Below are 23742 nucleotides of genomic sequence, written 5' to 3' on the forward strand. Positions count from 1 at the left end.
CGCCAGCGATACGGTGGCGGTTCCCGTCACCACCGAAAGGACGAACCGCATGCCCTCGACCGAGGTCGGCTCCTCCATGGACCTGCTCACGGAACTGGCCGAGTGGGTGAAACTGGAAACACCGACGACAGACGCCGCCTCGGTCAACCGGCTGATGGACGTGGCGGAAGCGGAGCTGACGCAGGCCGGCGCCGCGATCACGCGGATTCCCGGCCGTGACGGGTTCGGCGACAACCTGATCGCCCGCACGGAAGGGAGCGGTCAGCCGATCCTGGTGTCCGGCCATCTCGACACCGTGTGGTCACTGGGCACGCTGGCGCAGATGCCATACGCCGTGAACGGGACCAAGGCGCATGGTCCTGGCATCTATGACATGAAGGCAGGCAGTTTCCTCGCCTTCCATGCTGTCCGCAGCATCCTGCGCCAGCGGATCGCCACACCCAGACCCATCGTCCTGCTGCTGACCCCGGATGAGGAGGTCGGCAGCCCAACCAGCCGCTGGCTGATCGAGCGGGAAGCCGCCCAGGCCGCCGCCGTGCTGATCCCCGAACCCGCTGGCGGCGGGGGCGCCTGCGTCACCGCGCGCAAAGGCGTTGGTCGCTTCGTTCTTCGGGTGGAGGGCCGCGGCGCCCACGCCGGCACCAGCTTCGAGGACGGGGCATCTGCGATCGTCGAGCTGTCGCACCAGATTTTGGCCCTGCACCGCATGGTCGACATCGATCGCGGCATCACCCTCAACGCCGCACCGATCTGGGGCGGCTCCCGCCCAAATGTCATTTCGCCGGATGCCGGTTGCGAGATCGACCTGCGGGTCAGTACCGCCGAGGATGGGATGCTGATGGAAGAACGCATCCTGTCTCTGTCCGCCCGCACGCCGGGCTGCCGCGTGATCGTCGAGGGTGGCATGAACCGCCCACCCTATACGGAAAGTGCCGCGATCACCGCGCTATACGGCAAGGCGCAGGTGATCGCCCAGCAGGTCGGCCTGCCGCTGCCGAAGCAGTCCCGCGGCGGCGGATCGGACGGCAACTTCTCCGCTGCCCTGGGTGTGCCGACGCTGGATGGTCTCGGTTGTCCCGGTGCCGGCGCGCACGCGTCACATGAGCACATCCTGTGGCAGCATCTTTCAGCCAGGGCGGCCTTAATGGCGGGGTTGCTGGAGACGCTGTAGACGATCGCCGCGCCGGTTCCCGCCTCTGTCTCCGCACGGTCGGCAAGGCGATTTGCCCTGCGCGGGCATTTCCCCCCAAGCTGCCCCGCAACAGGAAGCGAGGAAACGTGATGGCCATCCGGATCCACAATCTGTACTGCGACGCGGACGGCGAGTCGCATTGGCGCGATATCCAGGTCGACTGGGCGCAGCAAGGCCCGGAGGGCAAGACGTCGGTCCGTTTCCCGGCCAATGGCATCATCTTCCGTCAGACCCAGGCGGAGCACGACAGGCCATGGCATCCCGCGCCGCGCCGGCAGTATATCATCAACCTCGATGCCGGCGTGAAACTCACCGCCAGTGACGGAGAGGCTCGGATCATCGGCGCCGGAGAGGTGATCCTGGTGGAGGACACCACTGGCAAGGGTCACCTGTCGCAGTCGGTCAGTGACAGGATACGGCACTCGATCTTCATACCGACCGAGTAACAAGAGAGGAGGCATTCATGAAAATCCACAACATCTACGTCGACGATGCCGGCGAAACCCATTGGCGCGACATCGAGGTTCAGTGGGTCGAGGAACGTAACGGCAGCAAGCTGTCGGCCCGGCTGCCGGCCACCGGTGTGATCTTCCGCGAAACCAGCGGAGACTACGACCTGGATTGGCACCCCGCGCCACGGCGGCAATACATCATCAACCTGGACGCCGGTGTGAAGATTACTGCCAGCGACGGCGAGGCGCGGGAAATCGGCGCGGGCGAAGTGATCCTGGTGGAGGATGTCCGCGGCAAGGGACATCTGTCACAGTCGATCGGCGGCAAGATGCGGCACTCGATTTTCGTGCCGATAGAGTAGCATTCCGGTCAGGCAGGCATCGAAGGTCTGCCTCCCGGCCTGCCTCGCCGCACGCTCATCCCGGCATGAAAACACTGGCCGGTTCCTCATGAAACGCCCAGCAGCGTCCCAGGTGAGCGACCATCTCCTCCACATAGGGCGCTGTGGCGCAGAGCTATTCGAAATGATCGTCCGGCAGGATCATGCCGGCACGCCGGCAGATCGCGGCAATCTCCCCACGTCGTGCCGCGGAAATATCGGCGGTCGCGGGAGGCGGAACCGGCGGTTCGGACAAGGAGGCCGCTCCTGGCGTCAACGCCGGACGGTGTGACCGCCAGGGCGTCGCGTCCTCGTACGTCTTGGCGACGCGCAACACCATCGCATCGGCATGTGGCCGGCCGGCGATCTGCATCGACAGCGGCAATCCGTCCTCGGTGAAGCCGATGCATTGCACCAGGGCCGGCCCGCCGGTGCAGTTGAATGGGGCGGCAATGCTGTGGTTCTTCCAGAAATTCAGCGTGCGCCAGGCGTCCAGCCGCCCAGCCGGCCCTGGCCCGGCAGTCACCAGCACGTCATATCGTTCATAGAGCGGTGCCATCTCGGCGATCATCTTCCGCCGCTGGCGCGACGCCTGCATGTAGTCGGGCCCACTGATCAGCAACGCCCCCAGCGCGCGGCCCAGGAAATCGGCACCGAAATCGGTCAGCCGCGTCCGCAGGACAGGTTCGTGCACCGCGAGCAGTTCGCACTCGGCATTGGTGATCTTGACGGCATGATAATCGTGGGCCGGGCGAATCCGGGCATCCTCGATCTGGGCGCCCTGATTGCGGAGGACGTCATAGGCTCTTTCCAGGGCCGCCTTCACCGGGGACGGTGTCGGAATGTCATCCTCATACAGATGCCGTAATACGCCGATCCGCAGCCCTTTCACCCCCGCATTGAGGTCCGCGCGATAGTCCGGCACCGCGGCCGTGGCACTGGCGGGATCTCTGGGGTCGTGGCCGGCGATCGCCTGCAGCAGGATGGCACAATCCTCTACCGTCCATGCCATCGGTCCGGCGTGATCGTAGCTGAAGCTGTTGGTATAGACGCCATAGCGGCTGACCAGTCCGTATGTCGGCTTCAATCCGACTAGGCCGCACAGCGCCGCCGGATTGCGGATCGACCCGCCGGTGTCCGATCCCAGGGAGGCCCCGATCAGCCCGGCGGCCACCGCGGCGCCCGATCCGGATGATGACCCGCCGGTCACGTGGTCCAGTTTCCATGGGTTGCGCGCCACGGGCCAGGGCAGATCGAAGGATGGGCCGCCATGGGCGAATTCATGCGTCGCCAGCTTGCCCAGAAGTATCGCGCCCGCCGCATGCAGCCTGGCAACCGCGGTCGCATCGAAATCCGGCACGTGATCGGCCAGCGTCCTGGAATGGCATGTCGTACGCACCCCGGCGGTGCAATAAATATCCTTCAGCGCGAACGGGATGCCATGCATCGGCCCGAGGTAACGCCCGGCGGCGATGTCAGCCTCGGCGATCCTGGCCTGGGCCAATGCCCGATCGGCCGTGACGGTCAGATAGGCGTGTACCTGGCCATCGACCGCCTCGACCCGATCCAGATAAGCTCTGGTCAGTTCAACCGGGGACAGGCGCTTCGCCGCGATCAGGCGCGCCGCTTCGGACAGCGGCAAATGGTGCAGCTCGGTCGATGTCGGCTGGGCCTCATCCGGCATGGCGGCAGGTCTCCTCGCGGAACGAGGACGCCTGGCGGGCGCTTCCCGCCCTTTACAGCCATCTCCGCCGAACCGCGTCAGGTTTGGAGTTTCGCGCAACGGCCGCGCGGCGCAAGAGGCCGCACGCTCGGCCGCACACTCGGGAACCGGTGCGGCGCGCCGGATCATGGCGTAGGCTGGCAACCCATTGCGACATTCACCGAGGCAGGATTCGTGCGGCGAGAGACCTTGGCACTCATCTGGATCGGCGGCCTGGCCCTGGCGGCCCTGATCTATCTGGTCGGCGCGGACCAGTTCATGGACGCTGTCGCGGTCGCGCTGAACGCGCTGGACGCGACATTCCGCCATGTGTTGTTCACACTGGGGACGCAGCTGTTTGGCGTGGTGCGCGCACTGACGATCGCCTTGTACGTGGTTTTCGTGATCCTGGCGGTCCTGTCGGCATCGCGTGGCCGTGGCGGCGTCGGAGCACTGATCTTCATTTCCATCCTCTACGCGCTGCTGACGTGGCGGCCATTTGAGGATTATCCGCCGCCGGTCGGCCGCTGGATCGTCGCTTTCGCACTGGTGCTGGTCGCCGCCATCGTGATGACGCAACGGCTGCTGGCATCGCCGCGAGACGGGCGCTGGCCGCACTACCCGCCCCCTGAGCGGCCGCCCGGGCCGCGATGAATAGCCTGCCCGCGCCGCCCGTTGACGAAATCTCCCACCTGCAACGGGCAGCCAAGGGTGGGCTGGTCGCACTGCTGGCGCTGGCCGGGTTATGGACGCTGCACCGCTATATCGACGCTCTGATCTGGGCATCGATCCTGGCGATCGCCGTCTGGCCCTTCTATCGCCGGACGCGGGACCGCTGGCCGCCGGGATGGCACAATGTCGTGCTGCCGGCGTGCTTCACCGCGGCGATCGCGCTGGTGGTGGTGATCCCGCTGATCCTGGTGGGAATCGAGGCGGCGAAGGAAGTCGGCACGATCCTCGACGCGATCAACACCGCGCGTGCCGAGGGTATCCCGCCACCGGCCTGGCTGGCGCGCCTGCCGATCCTGTCCACCGAGGCATCCTCATGGTGGCGGCAGCACCTGGCCAGCCCGGAATCCGCCCAGGCGCTTCTGGAACAGGCCCGCCACTCATCCCTGGCCAGCCAGAGCCGAGCGTTCGGCGCGATGGCCGTGCACCGCGTCGTGCTTTTCGGCTTCACCCTGTTGACCCTGTTCTTCCTTCTCCGTGACGGGGAACGCCTGGCGGCGCAGTTGCAGCGCGCCGGGCAGCGCGCCTTCGGGCCGTCCGGTGAGCGAATCGGCCGCCAGATGATCGCTTCGGTCCACGGTACGGTGGACGGGCTGGTCCTGGTCGGCCTCGGGGAAGGCCTTATCCTCGGCGTGGGCTACGTGATCGCCGGCGTCCCACACCCGACACTGTTCGGCCTGCTCACCGCCGTCGCCGCCATGGTCCCGTTCGGCGCCCCGCTTGCGTTCGGTATTGCTGCCCTGACGCTGCTGGTTCAAGCCGAGATCGGCTGGGCCATCGGCATTGCCGCGCTGGGCATGGTGGTGACGTTCGTGGCCGACCATTTCATCCGCCCGGCGCTGATCGGCAAGACGACCCGGCTGCCTTTTCTGTGGGTCCTCCTGGGCATCCTGGGCGGCGTCGAGACCTGGGGCCTGGTGGGCCTGTTCCTCGGTCCCGCCATCATGGCGGCACTGATCCTGCTATGGCGGGAGTTCACCGCCTGACCGGCGGGCCACCAATCATCACGCCACCAGTCACGGCTTCAGCAGGCCCAACAGGTTGGCCCGCAGTTCCGGGGTCGGCGGATGCGGGCCGATGAAACTCTCCAGCATCAACTTGGCGAGGCCGCTGCCGGGATAGACAGTCGGCACGCCGCCATTGAAAGAGACCCGCAGCCCCTTGTCGCTGATGTAATAAGCCAGCGAGTCGCCAGGCTGAACGGCCGGCGCCGCGGCCACCAACCGCTCGAACTCCGCTTCCAGCGATCGGTCGCAGTGGCCGTCGCCGCAATTATCCATCTCCCCTTCGCGATAGCGCGACTGCACCTGCTCACGCGAACCGCCGCGCAGAAAATGCATCACCACGACCTTGGGACCGGGCGATGCCATGATGGCTTGCGGATCAAAGCTTTTCCGCGGCAGATAGAGCGCGGCCACATACAGCTTGATGCGCAGGAAACTGATCGTCCGCAGCCCATAGCCGTTCAGCACCAGCGATTGGCCGTCGACCTGATAGGTATCCGGCACATGGACGCCGGCCAATTCCGCCGCCCAGGCCGGCACGGTCAGTCCGGTGCACAGCGCTCCGGCCAGGGCCGAACGTCGCGGCAGGGTGTAAGGCATCGCAGAACCCATCAGCAGCCGGGCGAATCGCACATCGCATAGGAGGAAACCATCCGGCCTTGATATTGTGCAGACGATGCAATCGTCAATTGATGGAGTTCAATCGCATGCAACGCCGTGGCTGATCCCAGGCGATCGGCTGCAACACCGTTTCCCGTGCTCCCAGCCCGTCCGCACGGGCCGCTGCATCAGCTTCTGACCCACCCTGACCTGCCCGCCGGTGCGCACCGTCTCGCACAGCTCAAAGCCGGACGGAGCGAACAGGATGATGGTCGAGCCGTGCTCGAACCATCCCATCTCCTCCCCCCTCCGTATCATGGTCCGGCATGCCAGCTCCGTCCTGCCCTGTTCCCGGCGGACGCCTGAGAGGTCCAGGAAGCGCAATCGGATGCCGGCAACCAGGATGGCCGCGACCGGCACCAGCGCGACCGGCCAGCCGCCCCGCGCCAGCCGGGTTCTGATCACTGCCCGCTCATTACGGCAGAACAACCGTTCGACGCGCTTCAACGCGATCGGATTCACGTTCCAGGTGTCACCTCCGATATGGGTGACGCCCGTGACGATCAGATCATCCGGCGCGTGGAAGCGATGATACATGGATGATGTCAGCCGCAGCGTCACATAGGTGCCGCTCCGGAACGTGTCGGCGTGCGCCGGATCGCCCAGGAGATCCGCGACCTTGTAAGGCAGTCCCTTGATCTGCAGGACCTTGCCCTGCTCGACCGAACCGCAGGCCCCGACGATGGCGTCGCAGGGGCTGACCAGCACCGCCGGATCGGGATCGATCGGCCGCGCCCCAGGCTTGAGTTCGCGGATGAAGCAGTCATGCATGCTGCGAAACCGCGTCTGCTTCGCGTCCGACAGATCGAGGTCGGCGAAGAAACGCCACGCGGCCAGGGAGGCATCGCGTATCAGCGGCTGCTCGATCCGGCTGAACCAGCCGATGAAGCGTGTGGCCAACCGGCGCGGCAGCCGGTTGGTCAACAGGAAGTTCACATCGTCCTGTTGCACAATCTTCATTATGTTGGCGTGGAAACCCATGACATCCGGGCGTAGCACGATGCAGCGCGGATGTCGGACGATATGTTTGTGACAGCAGCCTATGCCGCCGGTGGCCTTTTAGCCGCCGCGGCCGTAGCACCAAAACTCAAGGCCAGGCTTGACCTTTCCAGGGCCAAGCATCACTCCCTGGCGGGTCACGCACGGATGGCGAAGCGTATTGCGGGACTGGTCCCGTATTATGAATATGCCGACGATCGGTTCTTTCGCGTCGACGATGCGCCACCCGCCATCGAAGCACGGCGGCGTGAAAGCTTCATGTGTCTGTCACAGTTGTTTCAAGGCCGGTTCACGCGTGGCGGTGCCCTGACGGCGGAGGCTGCCGGCGGATTATCGGACCTGCGGTTCACCGGTGCCTATCGTGTGCCGTTCCAGTTCAGCCGTCACGTCCGCCAGCACCTGCGCATGGCCGCATTCGTCGCCGCGACACAGGGTGTCACCGTCACCGATCTGGACGGCAACATCTGCTACGACCTGACCGGCTCCTACGGCGTCAATCTGTTCGGCCACGATTTCTACAAGGCCTGTATCGACGAAGGCGCCGCCCGCGTCCGTGATCTCGGGCCGGTTCTGGGCTCGTATCATCCCGTCGTCGCCGGCAACGTCGCCCGGCTGAAGGCGATTTCCGGCCTGGACGAAGTCTCCTTCCACATGTCGGGCACCGAGGCGGTGATGCAGGCGGTGCGGCTGGCGCGCTACCACACCGGACGATCCCATCTGGTACGGTTCTGCGGCGCCTATCACGGCTGGTGGGGCGACGTGCAGCCAGGGATCGGCAACCCGACGCCGGCCGACCGGACGTATACGCTGGCCGAGATGTCGGACCGCACGCTGCATGTGCTGAGGACACGAAAGGATATCGCCTGCGTGCTGGTAAACCCGCTGCAGGCCCTGCATCCGAATCAGCCCGCGCCGTCCGATTCCGCGCTGATCGACAGCGGTCGCAAGGCGGGCTTCGACCGAGACGCGTACGCCGACTGGTTGGGGCAGTTGCGCACGGTGTGCAGCGCGCGCGGCATCGCCCTGATCTTCGATGAAGTGTTCATGGGTTTCCGCCTCGCGCCCGGCGGCGCCCAAGCCTATTTCGGGGTTCGGGCCGACATGGTCACCTACGGCAAGACCCTTGGTGGCGGGCTGCCGGTCGGCGTCCTGTGCGGCAAGGCCGCGCTGATGAAACGGTTCAGGGACGACAAGCCCGTGGATATCTGTTTCGCCAGGGGGACGTTCAATTCCCACCCCTACGTGATGGGCGCCATGCAGGTGTTCCTGGAACGGCTGCAAACCGAAGCGGTCCAGGACCTTTACCGCGACCTGGATACGATCTGGAACGCGCGCGCCCGAGGCCTGAATGAGCGTCTGGCGGCCGAGGCGCTGCCGGTGCGCGTCGAGAACATCTCGACCGTGTGGACAGTCTGCTACACCCGGCCAAGCCGCTATAACTGGATGCTGCAATATTATCTGCGCGCCGAGGGCCTGGCATTGAGCTGGGTTGGCACAGGCCGGCTGATCTTCACCCTGACCTTCGCCGACGACGATTTCACCGCGGTGGCGGACCGCTTCGTGGCCGCCTGCCGACGGATGCATGATGACGGGTGGTGGTGGTCGCCGCCGGCGGCCACGAACCGCGCCATCAGGCGGCAGGTGCTACGAGAAATGCTTGCGGAGCGCGGCCTGGTTCGGGCGTAGTGGCGCCTCAGGGGCGCGTCGATCCGCACCGGTCGGTGTCATAGGTCGTGTAGCTGCAAAGACCGGTGGCGGACGGCTGCGAGACTCTGTCCGAAGAAGAACTAGAAGAAGAAGAAGAAGAGAAAGAAGAAGACGAGCCAACCGGAACCGTCGGACTGGCCATCAAGGTGCTGATATCGGTGCTGGATACCGGGGCCGGTGCGACATCCCCGACCGAGTCGGCCATCACTGGCTGAGCCGGCTGCGCCTCCCATGCGATATAGCCTTTGATCATGAATGCAAACAGCACGACGACGGCCACCCACATGGCGATTCCGTAGGGGGTCAGCCTGAACAGCCGGTTATCCTGCTCTGCACACCAGCTTTGACAGAAGAAGCGGGTCGGCTGGCTGCCCTCGAACACGATGTCCAGCAGGACATCATTCGGCCGTCCGGGCCGCTCCCGCAGCTTTGCCGTCACCCACTCCACGCCCTTCGCCTCAAGCGCAGCCCGCCACCGTTCCTCGTCGTTCTCGATCTTCATCATGCGGAGCCCCATTCCGCTGTCCCATGCCGGCCGCTGTCGATGCCGGCCGGTGGCCCACCGGGCCGGTAGCCTGTATCCGAGCATATGATACTCATGATATTCATGGGAAGTTTGGCGGAGAGTAAGGGAATGTGTCTCCGCGTTGCGTCACATCAGCCGCCATGCGTGCCATCAGCACGGTCACAGGCGCGGTGGCCGCGGCGGCTTGCCGCCCTGGCGGCAATCGGCAAAGGTCTGCGGGTTAGCCGGTCGCCCGGACGGCTTCGGTCCCCGGCGTCGGAATAACCAGGCAGCAGGATAACACGAGGATCGCCCCATGAGAGGACATCGATGAGCACCCGTCCATTTGAAGGAGTTCGCATCCTCGACTTCACGCAGGTGCTGGCTGGCCCATATGCCAGCTATCAGCTGGCTCTGCTGGGGGCCGACGTGATCAAGATCGAGCGCCGCGGTGGTGAGGATATGCGGCGCACGCCGCTGTCGCGTGAATGGGCCGACCGCAACATGGCCTCTGCCTTTGTCGCCGTGAACGGAAACAAGCGCAGTCTGACGCTGGACCTGCAGAAGCCGGCTGCCCGGGAGATCATCTTCAAGCTGGCGGAATCCGCCGACGTGGTGATGGAAAACTTCCGCGCCGGCGTGATGGACCGGCTGGGCTTCGGCTATCAGGCGTTGTCGGCGATCAACCCCAGGCTGATTTATTGCGCCATCTCCGGTTTCGGCCAGAACGGGCCATACAGCAATGAAGCCGGATATGACGGCAAGATCCAGGCATTGTCCGGCATCATGGCAATCACCGGGCATGAGGAGATGGGGCCGACCAGAGCCGGCTTCGCGGTCTGCGACGTGCTGTCGGGCGCGACCGGTGCCTTCGCGGTATCCTCGGCCCTGTTCCAGCGTACGCATACCGGCCGCGGCCAGTTCATCGACGTATCGATGCTGGAAGCGAGCCTCGCGTTCCTCACTACCCAGGTGGCCGACTACACCGTCGCCGGCCATCGCCAGAAACAGGCCGGCAACCAGGCGATCAGCCGCAAGGTGACGGCGAACCTGTTCCGTGCCAAGGACAGCTTCCTGCTGCTGGCGGTAAACGACGAAAAGCAGTACCGGGCGTTGATGACGACGATCGGCCGCGTCGATGCACTGGACGATCCGCGCTTTGCCGACTGGTTCGCTCGGAAGGAGCATGAGACCGCGCTGCGGGCGATCATCGAGGAAGCACTGCAGGCCGCCGATTCCAAAGTCTGGGAACGGCGATTGAATGATGCCGGCGCCCCCTGCGCCAGTATCTGGAGAGTCGAGGAGGTCATCGACCATCCGCAACTGGTAGCCCGCGGTGCGATGCAGGAGGTCGACAGCCCATGGGGCAAGCTGCGGCTGATGGGCTCCGGCTTCCAGATGGCGCATGGAGGCGGCCGCCTGGACAAGCTGGCGCCGACCCCGGGCGAGGATACGGACGCAGTGCTGGCCGAATTAGGCTATGACCAGACGGCGATCGCCGGGCTGCGGGCCGACGGCGTCGTCTGATCCCGCCGGCCCGCGGCCGATGACCGTCTGTCCCGAACGCGGATGCCACGCGCTCGAGACAGACCGGTCAGGCGCGCTCATTTCGACGGCAATGGCCCGACGTTGATGTCGACACGGCGAACGGAAATCTCCTGCCGGCCGCCTTCGGGCTCCACGGAGCCCTTGGCAATGACGGAAATACGGTTCGGCGAAACACCCTCATTCACCAGCACCGTCTGCACCGCGGCGGCACGCTGCTCCGACAGGCCAGCCACGTCCCTGCCCGGATCAGGCGGCGCGGAATAGCCGACCAGGATCACAGGCTGCAGCGGATGACGTTTGGCAAACGTTGCCGCGTTCTGAATCGCCTCCTGCGCCGGCTGATCCAGCTGCGCCGAATATGGCTGGAAGAATACGGGAAAATTCGCGGTCGGCGGCCCAAACAACTGGGCGCAGGCCCCTAGCATGACCGGCAGCACCAGGGCGGCAAGGCGGATACGCATCAAGTTCCTCACATTTCGTTCATGCCGATAGAGGCACGGGGCCGATAGAGGCATGGGGTCAGGCCGGTATCAAGCCGAAACCGACCCCTGTAGCAACGATTCGCCTCGGAGTCGGTCGTGCCGACACGACGATCCCGAGTCAGGCTGGCCAATCCACAACGGACTCGGGCCACAACGGACTCGGGCCACAACGGACTCGGGTTGCCGGACGGCCGCGAACACGCGACGATGAGCAGGGCCGCGATTTCAGCGGCTATCTGCAGATGGGGAGTCCCATGGTTGACCTGGTGATTCGCGGCGACACGATCGTTACGCCGCAAGGGGTTGGTGCCCACGACGTCCTGATTGCCGGTGAGAAGATCGTGGCGGTGGCTTCCCCGGGCAGCCTGCCAGTACCGGATGGCGCGCGGCTGATCGATGCGACCGGCAAGATCGTCATGCCCGGCGGCATCGACCCGCACGTCCATTGCAAATGGCACCTGCCCAGCCCGGATGGCGGCGCGACCCTGACCCAGGGGCCGGAGGTGGTCAGCAAGGCCGCCGTGCACGGCGGCACGACGACCATCATCGATTTCACCAGAGCACAACAGGGCAGCACGGTCCGCGACGCCATCGAGCAACGGGACAAGGACTGGGTCGGCCAATGCGCCTGCGATTACGCAACGCACCTGATGGTGGAAGGCGCCCTGCCGCTGGACCTGCCCGGCCAGATCGGCGAGGCCATCCAGGCCGGCTATCCGACGGTGAAGATCTTCACCACCGATATCACACCGTCCCGCAAGGGCCGGATGGTCGATTTCGGTGATATCTGGGAAATCTTCCAGGTGCTGGCGGCCAACCAGGGCATGGGCGTGATCCACTCCGAGGACAACGACATTGTCATGCACATGTATGGCAAGCTGATCCGCGAGGGCCGCACCGGCTTCGAGAACATGGCCGAGGTGCACAACACCCTGTCCGAGGACGTATCGTTCCGCCGCATCATCCGCCTGGCGGAGAAAGTACCGGGGACAGCCCTGTACATGATGCACGTATCCGCCGCCACTGGCGTTTCCGCCATCGCCGAGGCACGGGCGCGTGGCGTGCCGATCTATGGCGAGTCCCTGCATCAGTACATGTTGTATTCAAAAGAGGACTACAAGAAGCCCAACGGCCAGATCTATCACACCTATCCGTCGCTGAAGGGCGCGGAAGACCACGCGGCGCTGTGGCAGGGCACGCTGGACGGCTCGATCAATTGCGTCGCCACGGACGAGATCTGCTGCACGCTGGCGCAGAAGCTCCAGGGCGTGCGGATCGACGACACCACCGGCGGCAATGCTGGCGTGCAGCCGCGTGTGGCGCTGATGTACACGGAAATGGTGGGCAAGCGTGGCTATTCGCTGCCGCGTTATGTCGATCTCGTGTCCACCAACGCAGCAAAGATCATGGGCCTGTATCCGCGCAAAGGCGCCATCGCCGCCGGCTCGGACGCCGATATCTGCGTCCTTGATCCAGCCGATAAACGGGTGGTCAAGGCGTCGGAGATGCATGAAACCGACTACTCACCCTGGGAAGGCCGGCAGATGGAGGCCTGGCCATGCCTGACCGTCGTGCGCGGCCAGATCGCCGTGGAGGACGGCGTGTTCAAGGGCAACCTCGGTCACGGCAAGTGGCAGCACCGCAAGGTCGATCCGGCGCTGATCGCCAGCCCCTGTCTTTGATGGCCCCACCGACGCCTCCGCGTCACGAGGGATGCGGACGCCGCCATGCGCCGCTGGCGATCAAACGCGCCCGTCAAACATGCCGCCTCTTCGACAAGAGCCAAGAGCGCGGATCGGCAAGAGCGCGGACAGCGGGTTCTCGCCCGCAATGATGAAACGGCGTCGGAGAGACCGGCCGCCGCGCCGGATGATGTCATCCGGAGCAATGATCGAAGCAGGCTTCTGTGACCTCTTCCGGGGAGCCGGCCCCCGATGGGCATGACCGACGCACAGTTGCGGGCGCTCCTGCTGGATTGCCTGGTGCTGTGGGAGGTACCCGGGCAGGTGACCGTCCGGAGCGCCGACATTGCGATAGAGTGCGGTGCCGGCACGTTCCTGGTCACCCGGGCGGACCCGGCGATGCGGCCGGTACGATGGTTCTACCAGACGCCGGAACGCATGGCGGCGGGACGTCCGCCGCGGCCGGTGCCCTCGGTGGTCGCGCTGTTGTCCGCCTTGCGCAATGCGATGGGAGGGGCCGGCGGGGACCGCCTGCGGATCGGCGGATAAGGCACGAACGCGTCTACCGGAACCGTTCCAGCCGGTAATGCGGATTGACCGGCTCGCCGTGGCGGATGGCGGCGGCGGTGATCTCGCCGACGACCGGGCCGAGCGTGTAGCCGTTGGCAGTCACCGTGTTGAAGAAGCCGGGCAGGCCGGGCGCCTCGCCAAGCAGCGGCGCGCGGTCGATCGCCGGGTTGATGCCGGTCCAGCTTCGCACCATGGCCAGCGATCTCAACAGCGGCAATGCCTGGGCTGCCACCCACAGATTGCCCTGGATATTCTCCCGCAACGGGTGGCTGCGGCCGCTCGCCGGGTTGAAGGCCCCGAACCACCCGCCGCCCACCAGGAAGCCGCCGCTGGCCTGCTGCTTCAACGACAGGTGACGGTTGGCGACGGCCACCAGATGGCGGGTCGATGGCGGGGCCGATTCGGTAACGATCACCTGCTGGACGGTTCCGGTGACCGGCAGGCTCAATCCGACCATCCGTCCAATCACCGCCGCCCACGGCCCGGCGGCGTTGACGACGCGGCCGGCGGTGATCGGCCCCTTGCTGGTGGCGACGCGCCAGGTCGTCCCGGCACGCCCGATGGCCTCCACCTCCGCGCCGCGCAGCAGCCGCGCGCCGTGCCGCTGGACGAGGGCCAGCAGCGCCGACATGCCGCGCAGCGGGTCACCGTATCCTTCCGCTGGCACGAAATCGGCGCCCAGCATGTGTTCGGACAGGGCCGGCGCCAAGGCCCGCACTTCGTTCCGGCCGAGCACATGGCTTTCGATGCCCCAGCGCCGCTCCATGGCCGATTTGCGGCGCAGCCAATCCATTCCGGCCGCGTCCTCGGCCAGCATCAATCCGCCCTCGGTACGGATGCCCAGATCGTCCCCGACCGCCGTCCCGATCTCTTTCCAGAGCGCGATACTGCGCGGTGCGAGCGGCAGGGTGTGCGCCGCCGGGCCGCCATCTTCTTCGATGCCGTCGGTGAAATCGTAGGACAGAAGCTGCACATGCAGGCTGCCGGCATTGGCGGTGCTGGCGGCCATGGCGATCTCGTCGCGGTCGACCAGCAGCACGTCGGCACCATCGCGCGCCAGGAAATACGCGGTCGACAGCCCGGCCACCCCCCCGCCAATCACCACGACATCGGCGGACCGCTCCGCTACGGGCATCGCGGGCAGCCGATGCAGCCGACGCGGCGTTGACGGAGCCTCCAGCAGCGGCGCGACGAATTCCGGCGCCGGGTGCATCAGCGGCGCCGCCGGAACCGGGCGCAGCGGGGCTCGGGGCGCGGCGAAGTCCTCGGCGTCCAGATCGCCACCCAGCAGCCGCGCGACGGAGGCGGCGCAGAACCGGCCCTGGCATCGCCCCATACCGGCCCGGGTCGCCTTCTTCAATGCCGGCAGCGACGTCAGGCCGGCGGCCATGCGGGCGCGCAGATGCCCGGCGGATATCTCCTCACATCGGCAGACGATGGTTTCATCGGCGATGGGTGGCGGCTCGGGCGCGGCGAACAGGCGCCACAGCGCGTTCTGGAACCGGCGCGCCCGCCGCAGTGGCGCGGCATCCGCTTTTCTGACGTGACAGCCCAGTTCCGCCGCGGCCGTCAGCCCGGCCAGGCGGCCCGCTGCCTCCGCCACCCGAGCCCCGCCGAAGCGCGCACCATTGCCGACCGCGAACACGCCAGCGACAGCAGTGCGACCATCATCGTCCGCCTCGGTTTCCAGTGTCCCGCCGGGGCCCCGCCGATGCGGAACCCCCAACGCTCGGGCGAGGCCCGTCTCGGCCTGAAAGCCCCTGTTCAGCGCCACGAGATCGACGGCGAAGGCCTGCCCACCGGCATGGGCCGCCTGCACCCGCCCGTCACCGTCCAGCCGGTCCAAAACGGTGCCCCACAGCACGGGCACGCCCGCACGGTGCAGGGTGTGCAGCATCCGCGCGCCATCCCAGGCCAGGTCGGGCGCGGCGCGGGCCATCCGCAGCACCATTCCGAGCGCAGCCTGCCCGGGTTTGGGCGCGGCTTCCAGAACCGCGACCGGCGGGATGCCACGTGCCACCATTTCGCAGGCAACCTGTAAGTTCAGCGGCCCATTGCCGGCCAGCAGCAAGCGGCGCCCTGGCAGCACCATCTGCGCGCGGGCCAAGGCTTGCAGTCCGCCGGTCGTCAGCACGCCGGGCAAGGTCCAGCCGGGCAGCGGCACCGGTGCCTCATGCGCGCCTGTCGCCAGGATCAGGCGGCGTGGATGATACAGGACCGATTGACCGCGCACCAAGGCCGCAATCTGGTCGGGCGCAAAGGCGCCCCATGCCAGCGCGCCCGTCTCGATCGCCACACCGGCATCGCGTGCGGCCTGGCGCAGCCGGATGCCGGTGGCGAACTGGCGGTCAGGCGCCGTGGCCTCCAGGCTATGGGCCACCCATTTGCCGTACTGGCCGCCGGGAATGGCCCGCTCATCCAGCAGTATGACCGACGCGCCGGACGACGCGGCGGCGGCAGCGGCGGCAAGGCCGGCGACGCCACCGCCGACGACCAGGATGTCGCAGGTCCGTTCCTGCTGCGGTGGCGTCTCATCCGTCGTGGTCAGCCGGTCCGGCAGCGCGCCGGTGACCCTCTGGCCCTCGGCCGCCAAGGTCATGCAGGCGCGCTGGCCGATGCGGCCGTCCACGGTCACCACGCAGTCGAAACAGGCGCCCATGCCGCAATGCAGCCCGCGCGGCGCACCGGACGGTGTGTGACGAAACGTCACGACACCCGCGGCGGACAGCGCGGCGGCGATGGTCTCGCCTTCCAGCGCCTCGATCGGCATGCCATCGAAGCTGAAGCGGATGGTTCGGCCGACGGTCCGTATGGTGGGAAGGGTCAGGCGCATGGCGGCAGCGTGCCAAATTCATGCCTCGCTTGACAGATGCCTCGGCAGGTCCACCCTGCCGGGAATCAAACCGGACGGGAGGATAAGATGCGTTTCGGCCTGATCATCCGGGGCCAGTATGCCCAAGGCGACGATATGCGCGTGCGCCTGCAGGAGGATCTGGACGCCGCCCGACTGGCCCAGGACCTCGGCTATGACCTTGTGGCGAAAGGGTCGCACTACAGTTCCCACCCGTTCCAGTACATCCAGCAGATCCCCTATCTCTGCCAGGTCGCCATGGTCGCGCCGAAGCTGCGGCTGGTCCCCGGCGTCGTGTTGCTGCCGCTGCACAGCCCGCTGCACGTCGCCGAGGAGCTGGGGTCGTTGGACGTGATGTCGAACGGCAAGCTGGTGTTCGGCGCAGGCATCGGCTACCGCGAGGTGGAGTTCCGCGCCTTCGGCACGACCCAGAAACAGTCCGGTCAGCGGTTCGAGGAGTGTCTGACCGCGGTGAAGCGCCTGTGGTCGGAGGACTTCGTCCACATGAAAGGCAGCTATTTTGAGCTGGACGGCGCCAACTGCACGGTGCTGCCGGTGCAGAAACCGATGCCGCCGATCTGGATCGGCGCGAACGCCAATGTGGGAATTCGCCGCGCGGCGCGCATGGCCGATGCCTGGTTCATCAACCCGCACAACAAGCTGGACACCATCGCGGCGCAGATGGACGTCTACAAGCAGGCCCTGGACGATGCCGGAAAGCCGTTTCCCACGGAATTGCCAATGGGGCGGGAGGTCTTCGTGGCGAAGTCGCGTGACGAGGCGATCCGTCTTGCGCGTCCTTATCTGGAGGTGAAATACAAGGCCTATCGCGACTGGGGCCAGGACAAGGTGATGCCGGCCAGCGATCATTTCGACCTGGATTTCGAGGATCTGGTGCAGGATCGTTTCCTGTTCGGTTCACCGGCCGAGGTGACCGAGCAGATTCTGGTGCTGCGCCGGCGTTTCGGGGTCAACACGCTGATCCTGGGCATCCACTGGGCCGGCATGCCCGCCAGCCTGGCCAGCGAAGCGATGCAAATGATGGCGGAAGAGGTCTTCCCGGCGGTCCGCTCGGCTTGAGCCACGGGCAACCGCGTATGCGCGCGGCAGCCTGCATGTCGAAGCCGCTTCGCAGACGCCAGGCTTGACGGCGATGCTGTCCGGTTGCTGACGTGCGCGATGAGTTCGGGAGGATCACGATGAAAATCGGCGCCGTCATGTTCTTCACCACCGATTCCATGCAGCCGGCGGAGCTGGGCCGGGCGCTGGAAGAACGCGGCTTCGAATCCTTATGGGTGCCGGAGCACACGCATGTTCCCCTGACCCGCCTGTCGGAATATCCCGGCGGCGGCCCCCTGCCCCGGCCTTACTACGACATCTACGATCCGTTCCTGGCCTTGAACACGGCGGCGGCCGCGACGACGACGCTGAAGGTCGGCACCGGCATCGCGCTCCTGGTGCAGCGGGATCCGATCGTCACCGCCAAGATGGTTTCAACCATCGACCAGCTTTCGCGGGGCCGTTTCCTGTTCGGTGTCGGCAATGGCTGGAACCGCGATGAGATCGAGAATCATGGCACGGTGTTCGAAACCCGCAACAAGCTGGCACGGGAGCGCATCGAGGCGATGCAGACCATCTGGACGCGGGACGAACCATCCTATGATGGCGAGTTCGTGACGTTCGGTCCGATGAACCAATGGCCAAAGCCGTTCCAGAAACCTTATCCGCCGGTGATCGTCGGCGGCGCCTATCCCTATGCCGCGAGGCGGGCGATCCGTTACGGAAACGGATGGATTCCCCGTGCCGACCGGCTGGAGCACGAGGGCGTCGGCGTGGTGATCCGGAAATTCCGCGCCATGGCGACCGAGGCCGGGCGTGATCCGGCCTCACTGCCGATCTCCATCTTCCGCGTGCCGGATGATCTGGCAAAACTGCGCTTCTGTCAGGAGATCGGTGTCGACCGCGTGGTGTTCAGCCTACCGGCAGCCAAGGCGGACACGATCATGCCGATCCTGGATCGCTGGTCGCAGGTGAAACGGGAACTGGGGGTCTGACCGCATGGCCGCGCATCTTGGCTACCTGCTCCCGACGCGGGAGCGGATCATGGAAGACCGGCCGGAGACCGGGCCGCTGCTGGACCTGGCGGCTCGCGCCGCCTCCCTCGGCTTCCAGTCCGTCTGGGTTGGCGACTCCCTCACCGCTCGGCCGCGGCACGATCCGCTGACCTTGCTCGCCGCGGTGGCCGGCCGGACGCCGGCGCTGACCCTGGGAACGGCAGTGCTGCTGCCGGCATTGCGCAATCCCGTCGTGCTGGCCCACCAGGTCGCGACACTGGACCGGCTGAGCGAGGGCAAGCTGATCCTGGGCGTCGGCTTCGCGACCGATGTGCCGAACATCCGCACCGAGTTCGCCGCCGCCGGCGTGCCATGGGACAAGCGGGTCGGCCGCATGATGGAAGGGCTGCGGTTGTGCCAGGCGCTGTGGTCGGGCCGCAAGGTGGACTGGGATGGGCGCTGGCACATGACGCAGGCAACGGTCGCGCCGACGCCGCATCGGCCGGGCGGTCCACCCTTATGGATCGGCGGCAATCGGGAGGCCAGCCTGAACCGGGCCGGTCGTTTCTTCGACGGATGGTTTCCGAACTCGCCAACGGCGCAGGATTTCCCGGCGCGCATGGCGCATATCCGGGAGGTTGCGAAGGCACATGGCCGTGATCCCTCGGCGATCAGCGGTGCGCTGTACCTCACGGTTTGCCTGGACGACAACGCGTCCGCCGCCGAGGACCGGATGAACCGGTTCATGGAACATTACTACGGTCAACCCGCCGCGGCGATGCGCCGGCGGCAGGTCAACTACGCCGGCAGCCTGGCAGGGCTGGGTGAGTGGCTGAACGCCTATGAAACCGCCGGCGCGACCCATCTGATCCTGCGCTTCGCCGGAGACCATGAGCGCAGCATGGAAGCGGTGGCGCGTATCCGGGGTCTCTGAGGCCAAGCGATAGCGGTGGGTCTTGCCGGATGGTTCAGTACTCCCCGCTCCGATACGCCTCGTCCAGCCGCTTCGCATCGTCATCGGACCAGTCCGGCCATGCCTCGCCACGCCTGCGCAGCTTGCCGGTGAAAATCGGCGGACGCTTCTCATTGAATGCCTGGCGCCCCTCCTCGCCATCCGTCGTGACCTGGATGAGCAGATGGTTCATCAGGTTCTGCACATGCCAGGCCTGGTCGTCCGGCAATTCCCGGAACCGGACGATGAACTCCTTCATCATCCGCACGGCGGCGGGCGGCAGGGTGACGATATGCCGCGCCATCGCCTCGGCACGCGCCATCAGATCGGCATGCGGCACGACCTCATTGATCAGGCCGACCCGCAGAGCCTCCCGTGCATCGAACGCCTCATCCGTCAGCAGGATCTTCATCGCATCCACGTAGCGAAGCTGTTTGGCCAGCATTGCCGGGCCCGGCCCGTTGCCGACCCAGCCCTGGGTCAGCAGCCCGAACTTGAACCGCGCGTTCTCGGCGCTGGCGATGCGGATATCGGTCGAGGTCAGCAGCATGTACAGCCCCGCCCCTGCCGCCCAGCCGTTGATCGCCGCGATCACCGGCTTCCAGATACGCGGGTAGTGATCGCCCATGCGCCCGTCCAGACCCGTCTTCTGCCCGTGCACCGTCCCGGCCAGCGGCCAGAATATCCGTTTCGTCCGCAAGTATTCGCGGTCCTCGGCGGTCAGGTCGGGTCGCGGCTGCAGATTATGGCCGCCACAGAAATGGCGGTCACCCTTGCCTGTGACGATGGCGCACCGGATATCCGAATCCTCCCACACATCGATCCACGCCTCGGAGATCGCGTCGGAGGTATCCTTGTCCAGGATGTTCGCCTTCGCCGGGTTGTTCAGCGTGATATAGGCGACACCGTCGCGCTTGGCGTACTCGATCGGCATGAAAAAGGCTCCTCTGGACGGTTCTGGTTGGGCAAGGGGCCGGCACTGGACCAAGGATCGACGGCGCTGACAAGCGCGACGGCCCTGCGCACCGCGTATCCGCACCGCGTATCAATGGGTTGTTAACGTTTTACCGGCACGCTTCGACCCAGACCGGAATGGGGCCGCGATGCCGTTCGACGCCGAGAACCTGCCTGCGCTGTCGGAGGACTGTGTGCCCCAGCCGATCCTCGGTACGGCGGCGCTGGCCGGTCGTGCCTACGCGGCCGCCGATCCGGCTGCCGCGTTGTCGGAGGCTCCGGTGGCCTGCCTGTACGACGAGTCGATCGTTCAGCAGCTTTGCTTTCGCAAGGCCGAGGGTATGGCGGTCCAGGCCCGAGCCCTGGCGCAGAATGTACTGTATCGCATCCGGCATCCCCGGCCTGCCTCGGCCCCCCTGCGCCTGCTGGCCCTGTGCGCACCGGGTGATCTGATGGTGAACACGCCGCTCGATTTCATCACCAATGAACTGGATGTGCGGCTGGACCTGCTGTTCCTGCTGCCCGACCAACTGCTGCCCGCGGTGCTGCCGGATCACGACGTCGCCTTCTGCGCGGTCAGCGAGGCGGCGCCGCCGCTGCTTCATCACCTGATCCATCTGTGTGCCCGCTGGCCGCGGCCGGTCCTGAACGACCCGCGCCATCTGCCGCTATTGGCACGCGATACGCTGTCTCGCGCGCTGGCGGATGCGCCCGGAACCTGCAGCCCGCGGGCAATCGCGGCGACGCGGAACATGCTGCACCGCCATCTGCAGGGCGTCCAGCCGCTGCCGCCGCTCGGCGCCGTGGACAGCGCGTTTCCCTGCCTGATCCGGCCGCTGCACGCCCATGCCGGGACCGGATTGTCGCTCCTCAACGGGGATGCCGACCTCGATGCCTATCTGCGTCTGTCGTTGACTGACCGGTTCTACCTGACGGCTTTCCAGGATTACGCCGGACCGGATGGGCTGTACCGCAAGCTGCGGATCGCCTTCATCGAGGGGCGCCCGCATCTGTGCCATATGGCCGTTTCGCGGCACTGGATGGTCCATTATCTGAACGCGGGCATGACCGACTCCGCCGCGAAGCGGGACATGGAGGCGGAGGCGATGGACACCTTCGACATCGGTTTCGCCCGTCGCCATGCCGTCGCGTTCGATGTCCTGAACAGGCGTCTGGGCTTCGACTACTATTCGATCGACTGCGCCGAGACTCCGGACGGCAGGCTTCTGGTGTTCGAAGCGGACACCGCGGCCATCATCCACATGATGGACCCGCCAGAGGTGTTTCCCTACAAGCGACCGCAGATGCGCCGCGTGTTTGACGCGTTCGGCGCGATGCTGCGGCATGGTGCAACCCGTGGGATCAACGGAACGATGGTTCCCCGAACAGGCGCAATCGTTCCGGCCTGATGCGTCGCGTGTCCCCGGTTCGAACGGTGACACCGGCGCGATCGAGGAACTCCAGTACCAGGATCGCCACCTTGCGCCCGTTCTCCAACCGGTCCCGGAACGAAGCGGCGGTGATCACGCCGTCATGCTCCGCCAGGTCGGCGGCGATCGCCACCATCTCGGCCATCGTGTCCCGCCGGAAGAACAGGTCGGGCGGCACTTCCACCAGCTGTCCCATCCGCTGCAGACGCTTCAACGTGGCCCGCACCTCCTTCTCTGGAACATGCAGAGTCTCGGCGAGTTCCCGCAGCCGCGGCGGGCGGAACCGCTGTCCGGTGATCAGCGGTTCGGCGGCGCGCCAGATGCGCTGATCCTGGGCCGACAGCATGACGCTGTGATGCGGCTGGCGCAGCCACGGCCCGTCCTGGGCAATGACGCCATCAGCCACCAAGATCTGAACGATGCCGCCGAAAGCCGCCGCCGGCGGCCGCTCGGGCAATCCGATGCGCAGCCGTTCGGCCTGCATCCCCGGCAGTTCCGGCGACGACCGATGATGCGCATCCAGCATCGCGACAATCCGGTCACGGATGCGGACGAATGCCTCGGGGCTCAGCAGCAGCCCGCCGGCCGGACGGGCGGGAGCGGCGGCGATGACCTCCGCCTGCGCCGGCTCCGGCAGGTTCCAGGCACGGAAGAAGCTGCCGGCATCGGTCCAGTGGGGTGTCACCGCGAGCAGGCCACGCAGCGCCTCGGTCGGATCGGACGCGTCCAGGGACACCAGTTGCACCAGCCGAGCGGCGGTGCGCCGGCCCCGTCGTGGCGGAAATGGGTCCAGGACCGTGCCGCCGCCCAGCGTGTGCGTCGCGCTGGTGTCGCGGATGACGAAACGATCGCGGGCCAGCGCACCGATCGGTTCCCGCAAGGTCAGGCGGACCAGCGCCGTGTCTCCGGGTGTCAGCCGGTCCCGGTCCAGCAGGGACAGGCGCGCCATCCCATGGGCCGTGCCGAGATGCAGATGAACTTCGGTATCCGGCCGCAACTGCACGGCATCCGGCAGCAGGCGCAGCCGAGCATCCAGCGCGGCGGTGGGCGCATGCAGCGCGGGGTGCAACACCCAGTCGCCACGCCGCACCGCATCCTTCGACACGCGTGGCCCGGTGATGTTCAGGGCCACGCGCTGGGCCGCCACAGCCTCCCGCGCCGGCCGATTCTGCGCGTGCAGGCCCCGCACCCGCACCTCCAGCCCCACCGGAGACAGCACCAGCCGATCTTCCACGGCGATCCGGCCCGCCACCAGGGTTCCGGTCACGATCAGCCCGGCACCGGTCAGCGTGAAGGCCCGATCCACCGCCAGACGCGGATGGCCGGACACGGGGCGAGGCGGCCGAGCAGTGGCGACGAGCGCGGCGCGCAACGTCTCCAGCCCCATGCCGGTCACGGCTGACACCGGGATCATGGGCGCGTCGCGAAACCGCGTTTCGGCCAGCAGAGGGCGCAGCGCGGCCGAGACCTCGGCTGTCCGTTCCGGCGCCAGATCGGCCTTGGTGAGGGCAACGACGCCGGTTTCGATACCTAGAAGCGACAGGATCTGCAGGTGCTCACGTGTCTGCGGCCGGATTCCTTCGGTCAGGTCGACAACCAGCAATCCGGTGTCGATCCCGCTGGCGCCGGCGAGCATCGTGTGGACGAAACGCTCATGGCCCGGCACGTCGACAAAGCCGAAATCATCGGTATAGGCATAGCCCAGGTCGATCGTGATGCCGCGCCGCTTTTCCTCGGCCAGCCGATCCGTATCCACACCTGTCAATGCCTTGACCAGGGCGGTCTTGCCGTGATCGACATGACCGGCGGTGCCGATGATCACGCCGGATCATCCCGGTCACAACGGCCGATTCCCGGTAATCCGCCGACCGCCCGGCACTGGCCCTGTT

21 protein-coding genes are annotated in these 23742 nt (G+C 66.4%); 13 read left to right on the top strand and 8 right to left on the bottom strand.

Translation table 11 applies throughout. The features are described 5' to 3' along the window. The first annotated feature begins 49 nt into the window (after nucleotides 1-49). The 3 genes from VHC04_RS15185 to VHC04_RS15195 all read left to right on the top strand — a co-directional run bounded on the left by VHC04_RS15185 (nucleotide 50) and on the right by VHC04_RS15195 (nucleotide 2006). Nucleotides 50-1171: a M20 family metallopeptidase gene (locus VHC04_RS15185; RefSeq protein ID WP_325682720.1), complete on the top strand. Its 1122-nt coding sequence runs from the start codon at nucleotides 50-52 to the stop codon at nucleotides 1169-1171. 110 nt (nucleotides 1172-1281) lie between these two features. Next, the gene (locus VHC04_RS15190) at nucleotides 1282-1638 is read left to right on the top strand and encodes a hypothetical protein (RefSeq protein ID WP_325682722.1); all 357 of its coding nucleotides are present in this window, start codon (nucleotides 1282-1284) and stop codon (nucleotides 1636-1638) included. A 17-nt stretch (nucleotides 1639-1655) separates the two neighbouring features. After that, a complete protein-coding gene (locus VHC04_RS15195) occupies nucleotides 1656-2006 on the top strand; it encodes a hypothetical protein (protein WP_325682724.1) in 351 nt (116 codons plus the stop codon). A 154-nt stretch (nucleotides 2007-2160) separates the two neighbouring features. On the opposite strand, the gene VHC04_RS15200 is transcribed toward VHC04_RS15195, so the two are convergent. Further along, nucleotides 2161-3708, bottom strand: a complete 1548-nt coding sequence (locus VHC04_RS15200) for an amidase (RefSeq protein ID WP_325682726.1) — start codon at nucleotides 3706-3708, stop codon at nucleotides 2161-2163. Nucleotides 3709-3936: 228 nt separating this feature from the next. Here VHC04_RS15200 and VHC04_RS15205 point away from each other — a divergent pair, with 228 nt between their 5' ends. Both VHC04_RS15205 and VHC04_RS15210 read left to right on the top strand, forming a co-directional pair. Continuing rightward, on the top strand, nucleotides 3937-4380 hold the full coding sequence (locus tag VHC04_RS15205) for a hypothetical protein (protein WP_325682728.1): 444 nt from the start codon (nucleotides 3937-3939) through the stop codon (nucleotides 4378-4380). Next, entirely contained in the window at nucleotides 4377-5441 is a 1065-nt protein-coding gene (locus VHC04_RS15210) for an AI-2E family transporter (protein WP_325682731.1), read from the top strand. Before VHC04_RS15205 ends, VHC04_RS15210 begins: the two co-directional genes overlap by 4 nt. Nucleotides 5442-5471: 30 nt before the next feature. On the opposite strand, the gene VHC04_RS15215 is transcribed toward VHC04_RS15210, so the two are convergent. Next, nucleotides 5472-6059 carry a chalcone isomerase family protein gene (locus tag VHC04_RS15215; RefSeq protein WP_325682733.1) on the bottom strand — a complete coding sequence of 196 codons (588 nt, stop codon included), beginning with the start codon at nucleotides 6057-6059 and terminating at the stop codon, nucleotides 5472-5474. Between the two features lie 99 nt (nucleotides 6060-6158). Next, nucleotides 6159-7079 (bottom strand): archaetidylserine decarboxylase, encoded by a 921-nt coding sequence (gene asd, locus VHC04_RS15220; protein ID WP_325682735.1) that lies wholly within the window; start codon nucleotides 7077-7079, stop codon nucleotides 6159-6161. A gap of 186 nt (nucleotides 7080-7265) precedes the next feature. Here asd and VHC04_RS15225 point away from each other — a divergent pair, with 186 nt between their 5' ends. Beyond that, a complete protein-coding gene (locus tag VHC04_RS15225; RefSeq protein WP_325682737.1) occupies nucleotides 7266-8804 on the top strand; it encodes an aminotransferase class III-fold pyridoxal phosphate-dependent enzyme in 1539 nt (512 codons plus the stop codon). A gap of 7 nt (nucleotides 8805-8811) precedes the next feature. Here VHC04_RS15225 and VHC04_RS15230 read toward each other — a convergent pair whose 3' ends face one another. After that, complete coding sequence (locus tag VHC04_RS15230) at nucleotides 8812-9342, bottom strand: hypothetical protein (RefSeq protein ID WP_325682739.1); 531 nt, start codon at nucleotides 9340-9342, stop codon at nucleotides 8812-8814. Between the two features lie 318 nt (nucleotides 9343-9660). Between VHC04_RS15230 and VHC04_RS15235 the strand changes: the two genes are divergently transcribed. Next, nucleotides 9661-10857: a CaiB/BaiF CoA transferase family protein gene (locus VHC04_RS15235; protein ID WP_325682741.1), complete on the top strand. Its 1197-nt coding sequence runs from the start codon at nucleotides 9661-9663 to the stop codon at nucleotides 10855-10857. Nucleotides 10858-10934: 77 nt separating this feature from the next. Here the strand turns inward: VHC04_RS15235 and VHC04_RS15240 are convergent, their stop codons facing one another. Then, nucleotides 10935-11339 carry an OmpA family protein gene (locus VHC04_RS15240; RefSeq protein WP_325682743.1) on the bottom strand — a complete coding sequence of 135 codons (405 nt, stop codon included), beginning with the start codon at nucleotides 11337-11339 and terminating at the stop codon, nucleotides 10935-10937. 275 nt (nucleotides 11340-11614) lie between these two features. Here VHC04_RS15240 and VHC04_RS15245 point away from each other — a divergent pair, with 275 nt between their 5' ends. Continuing rightward, nucleotides 11615-13042, top strand: coding sequence for an amidohydrolase family protein (locus VHC04_RS15245; protein ID WP_325682745.1), 1428 nt, complete (start codon nucleotides 11615-11617; stop codon nucleotides 13040-13042). Nucleotides 13043-13294: 252 nt separating this feature from the next. Then, nucleotides 13295-13591, top strand: a complete 297-nt coding sequence (locus VHC04_RS15250) for a hypothetical protein (RefSeq protein WP_325682747.1) — start codon at nucleotides 13295-13297, stop codon at nucleotides 13589-13591. Nucleotides 13592-13604: 13 nt separating this feature from the next. Here the strand turns inward: VHC04_RS15250 and VHC04_RS15255 are convergent, their stop codons facing one another. Next, nucleotides 13605-16445 (bottom strand): FAD-dependent oxidoreductase, encoded by a 2841-nt coding sequence (locus tag VHC04_RS15255; RefSeq protein ID WP_325682749.1) that lies wholly within the window; start codon nucleotides 16443-16445, stop codon nucleotides 13605-13607. An 87-nt stretch (nucleotides 16446-16532) separates the two neighbouring features. Here VHC04_RS15255 and VHC04_RS15260 point away from each other — a divergent pair, with 87 nt between their 5' ends. The 3 genes from VHC04_RS15260 to VHC04_RS15270 all read left to right on the top strand — a co-directional run bounded on the left by VHC04_RS15260 (nucleotide 16533) and on the right by VHC04_RS15270 (nucleotide 19451). Next, nucleotides 16533-17543 (top strand): LLM class flavin-dependent oxidoreductase, encoded by a 1011-nt coding sequence (locus VHC04_RS15260; RefSeq protein WP_325682751.1) that lies wholly within the window; start codon nucleotides 16533-16535, stop codon nucleotides 17541-17543. Between the two features lie 119 nt (nucleotides 17544-17662). Next, a complete protein-coding gene (locus tag VHC04_RS15265; protein WP_325682753.1) occupies nucleotides 17663-18517 on the top strand; it encodes an LLM class F420-dependent oxidoreductase in 855 nt (284 codons plus the stop codon). A 4-nt stretch (nucleotides 18518-18521) separates the two neighbouring features. Further along, a complete protein-coding gene (locus VHC04_RS15270) occupies nucleotides 18522-19451 on the top strand; it encodes an LLM class flavin-dependent oxidoreductase (RefSeq protein ID WP_325682754.1) in 930 nt (309 codons plus the stop codon). Nucleotides 19452-19485: 34 nt separating this feature from the next. On the opposite strand, the gene VHC04_RS15275 is transcribed toward VHC04_RS15270, so the two are convergent. After that, nucleotides 19486-20403, bottom strand: coding sequence for an enoyl-CoA hydratase/isomerase family protein (locus tag VHC04_RS15275; RefSeq protein ID WP_325682756.1), 918 nt, complete (start codon nucleotides 20401-20403; stop codon nucleotides 19486-19488). A 169-nt stretch (nucleotides 20404-20572) separates the two neighbouring features. Between VHC04_RS15275 and VHC04_RS15280 the strand changes: the two genes are divergently transcribed. Beyond that, entirely contained in the window at nucleotides 20573-21832 is a 1260-nt protein-coding gene (locus tag VHC04_RS15280; RefSeq protein ID WP_325682758.1) for an ATP-grasp domain-containing protein, read from the top strand. Here the strand turns inward: VHC04_RS15280 and selB are convergent. Further along, a complete protein-coding gene (gene selB, locus VHC04_RS15285; protein WP_325682760.1) occupies nucleotides 21786-23675 on the bottom strand; it encodes a selenocysteine-specific translation elongation factor in 1890 nt (629 codons plus the stop codon). The two genes, VHC04_RS15280 and selB, sit on opposite strands and share 47 nt — an antisense overlap. Nucleotides 23676-23742 lie beyond the last annotated feature (67 nt).

Origin of the sequence: Rhodopila sp. (assembly GCF_035548095.1) — a bacterium.
Taxonomy (GTDB): Bacteria; Pseudomonadota; Alphaproteobacteria; order Acetobacterales; family Acetobacteraceae; genus Rhodopila.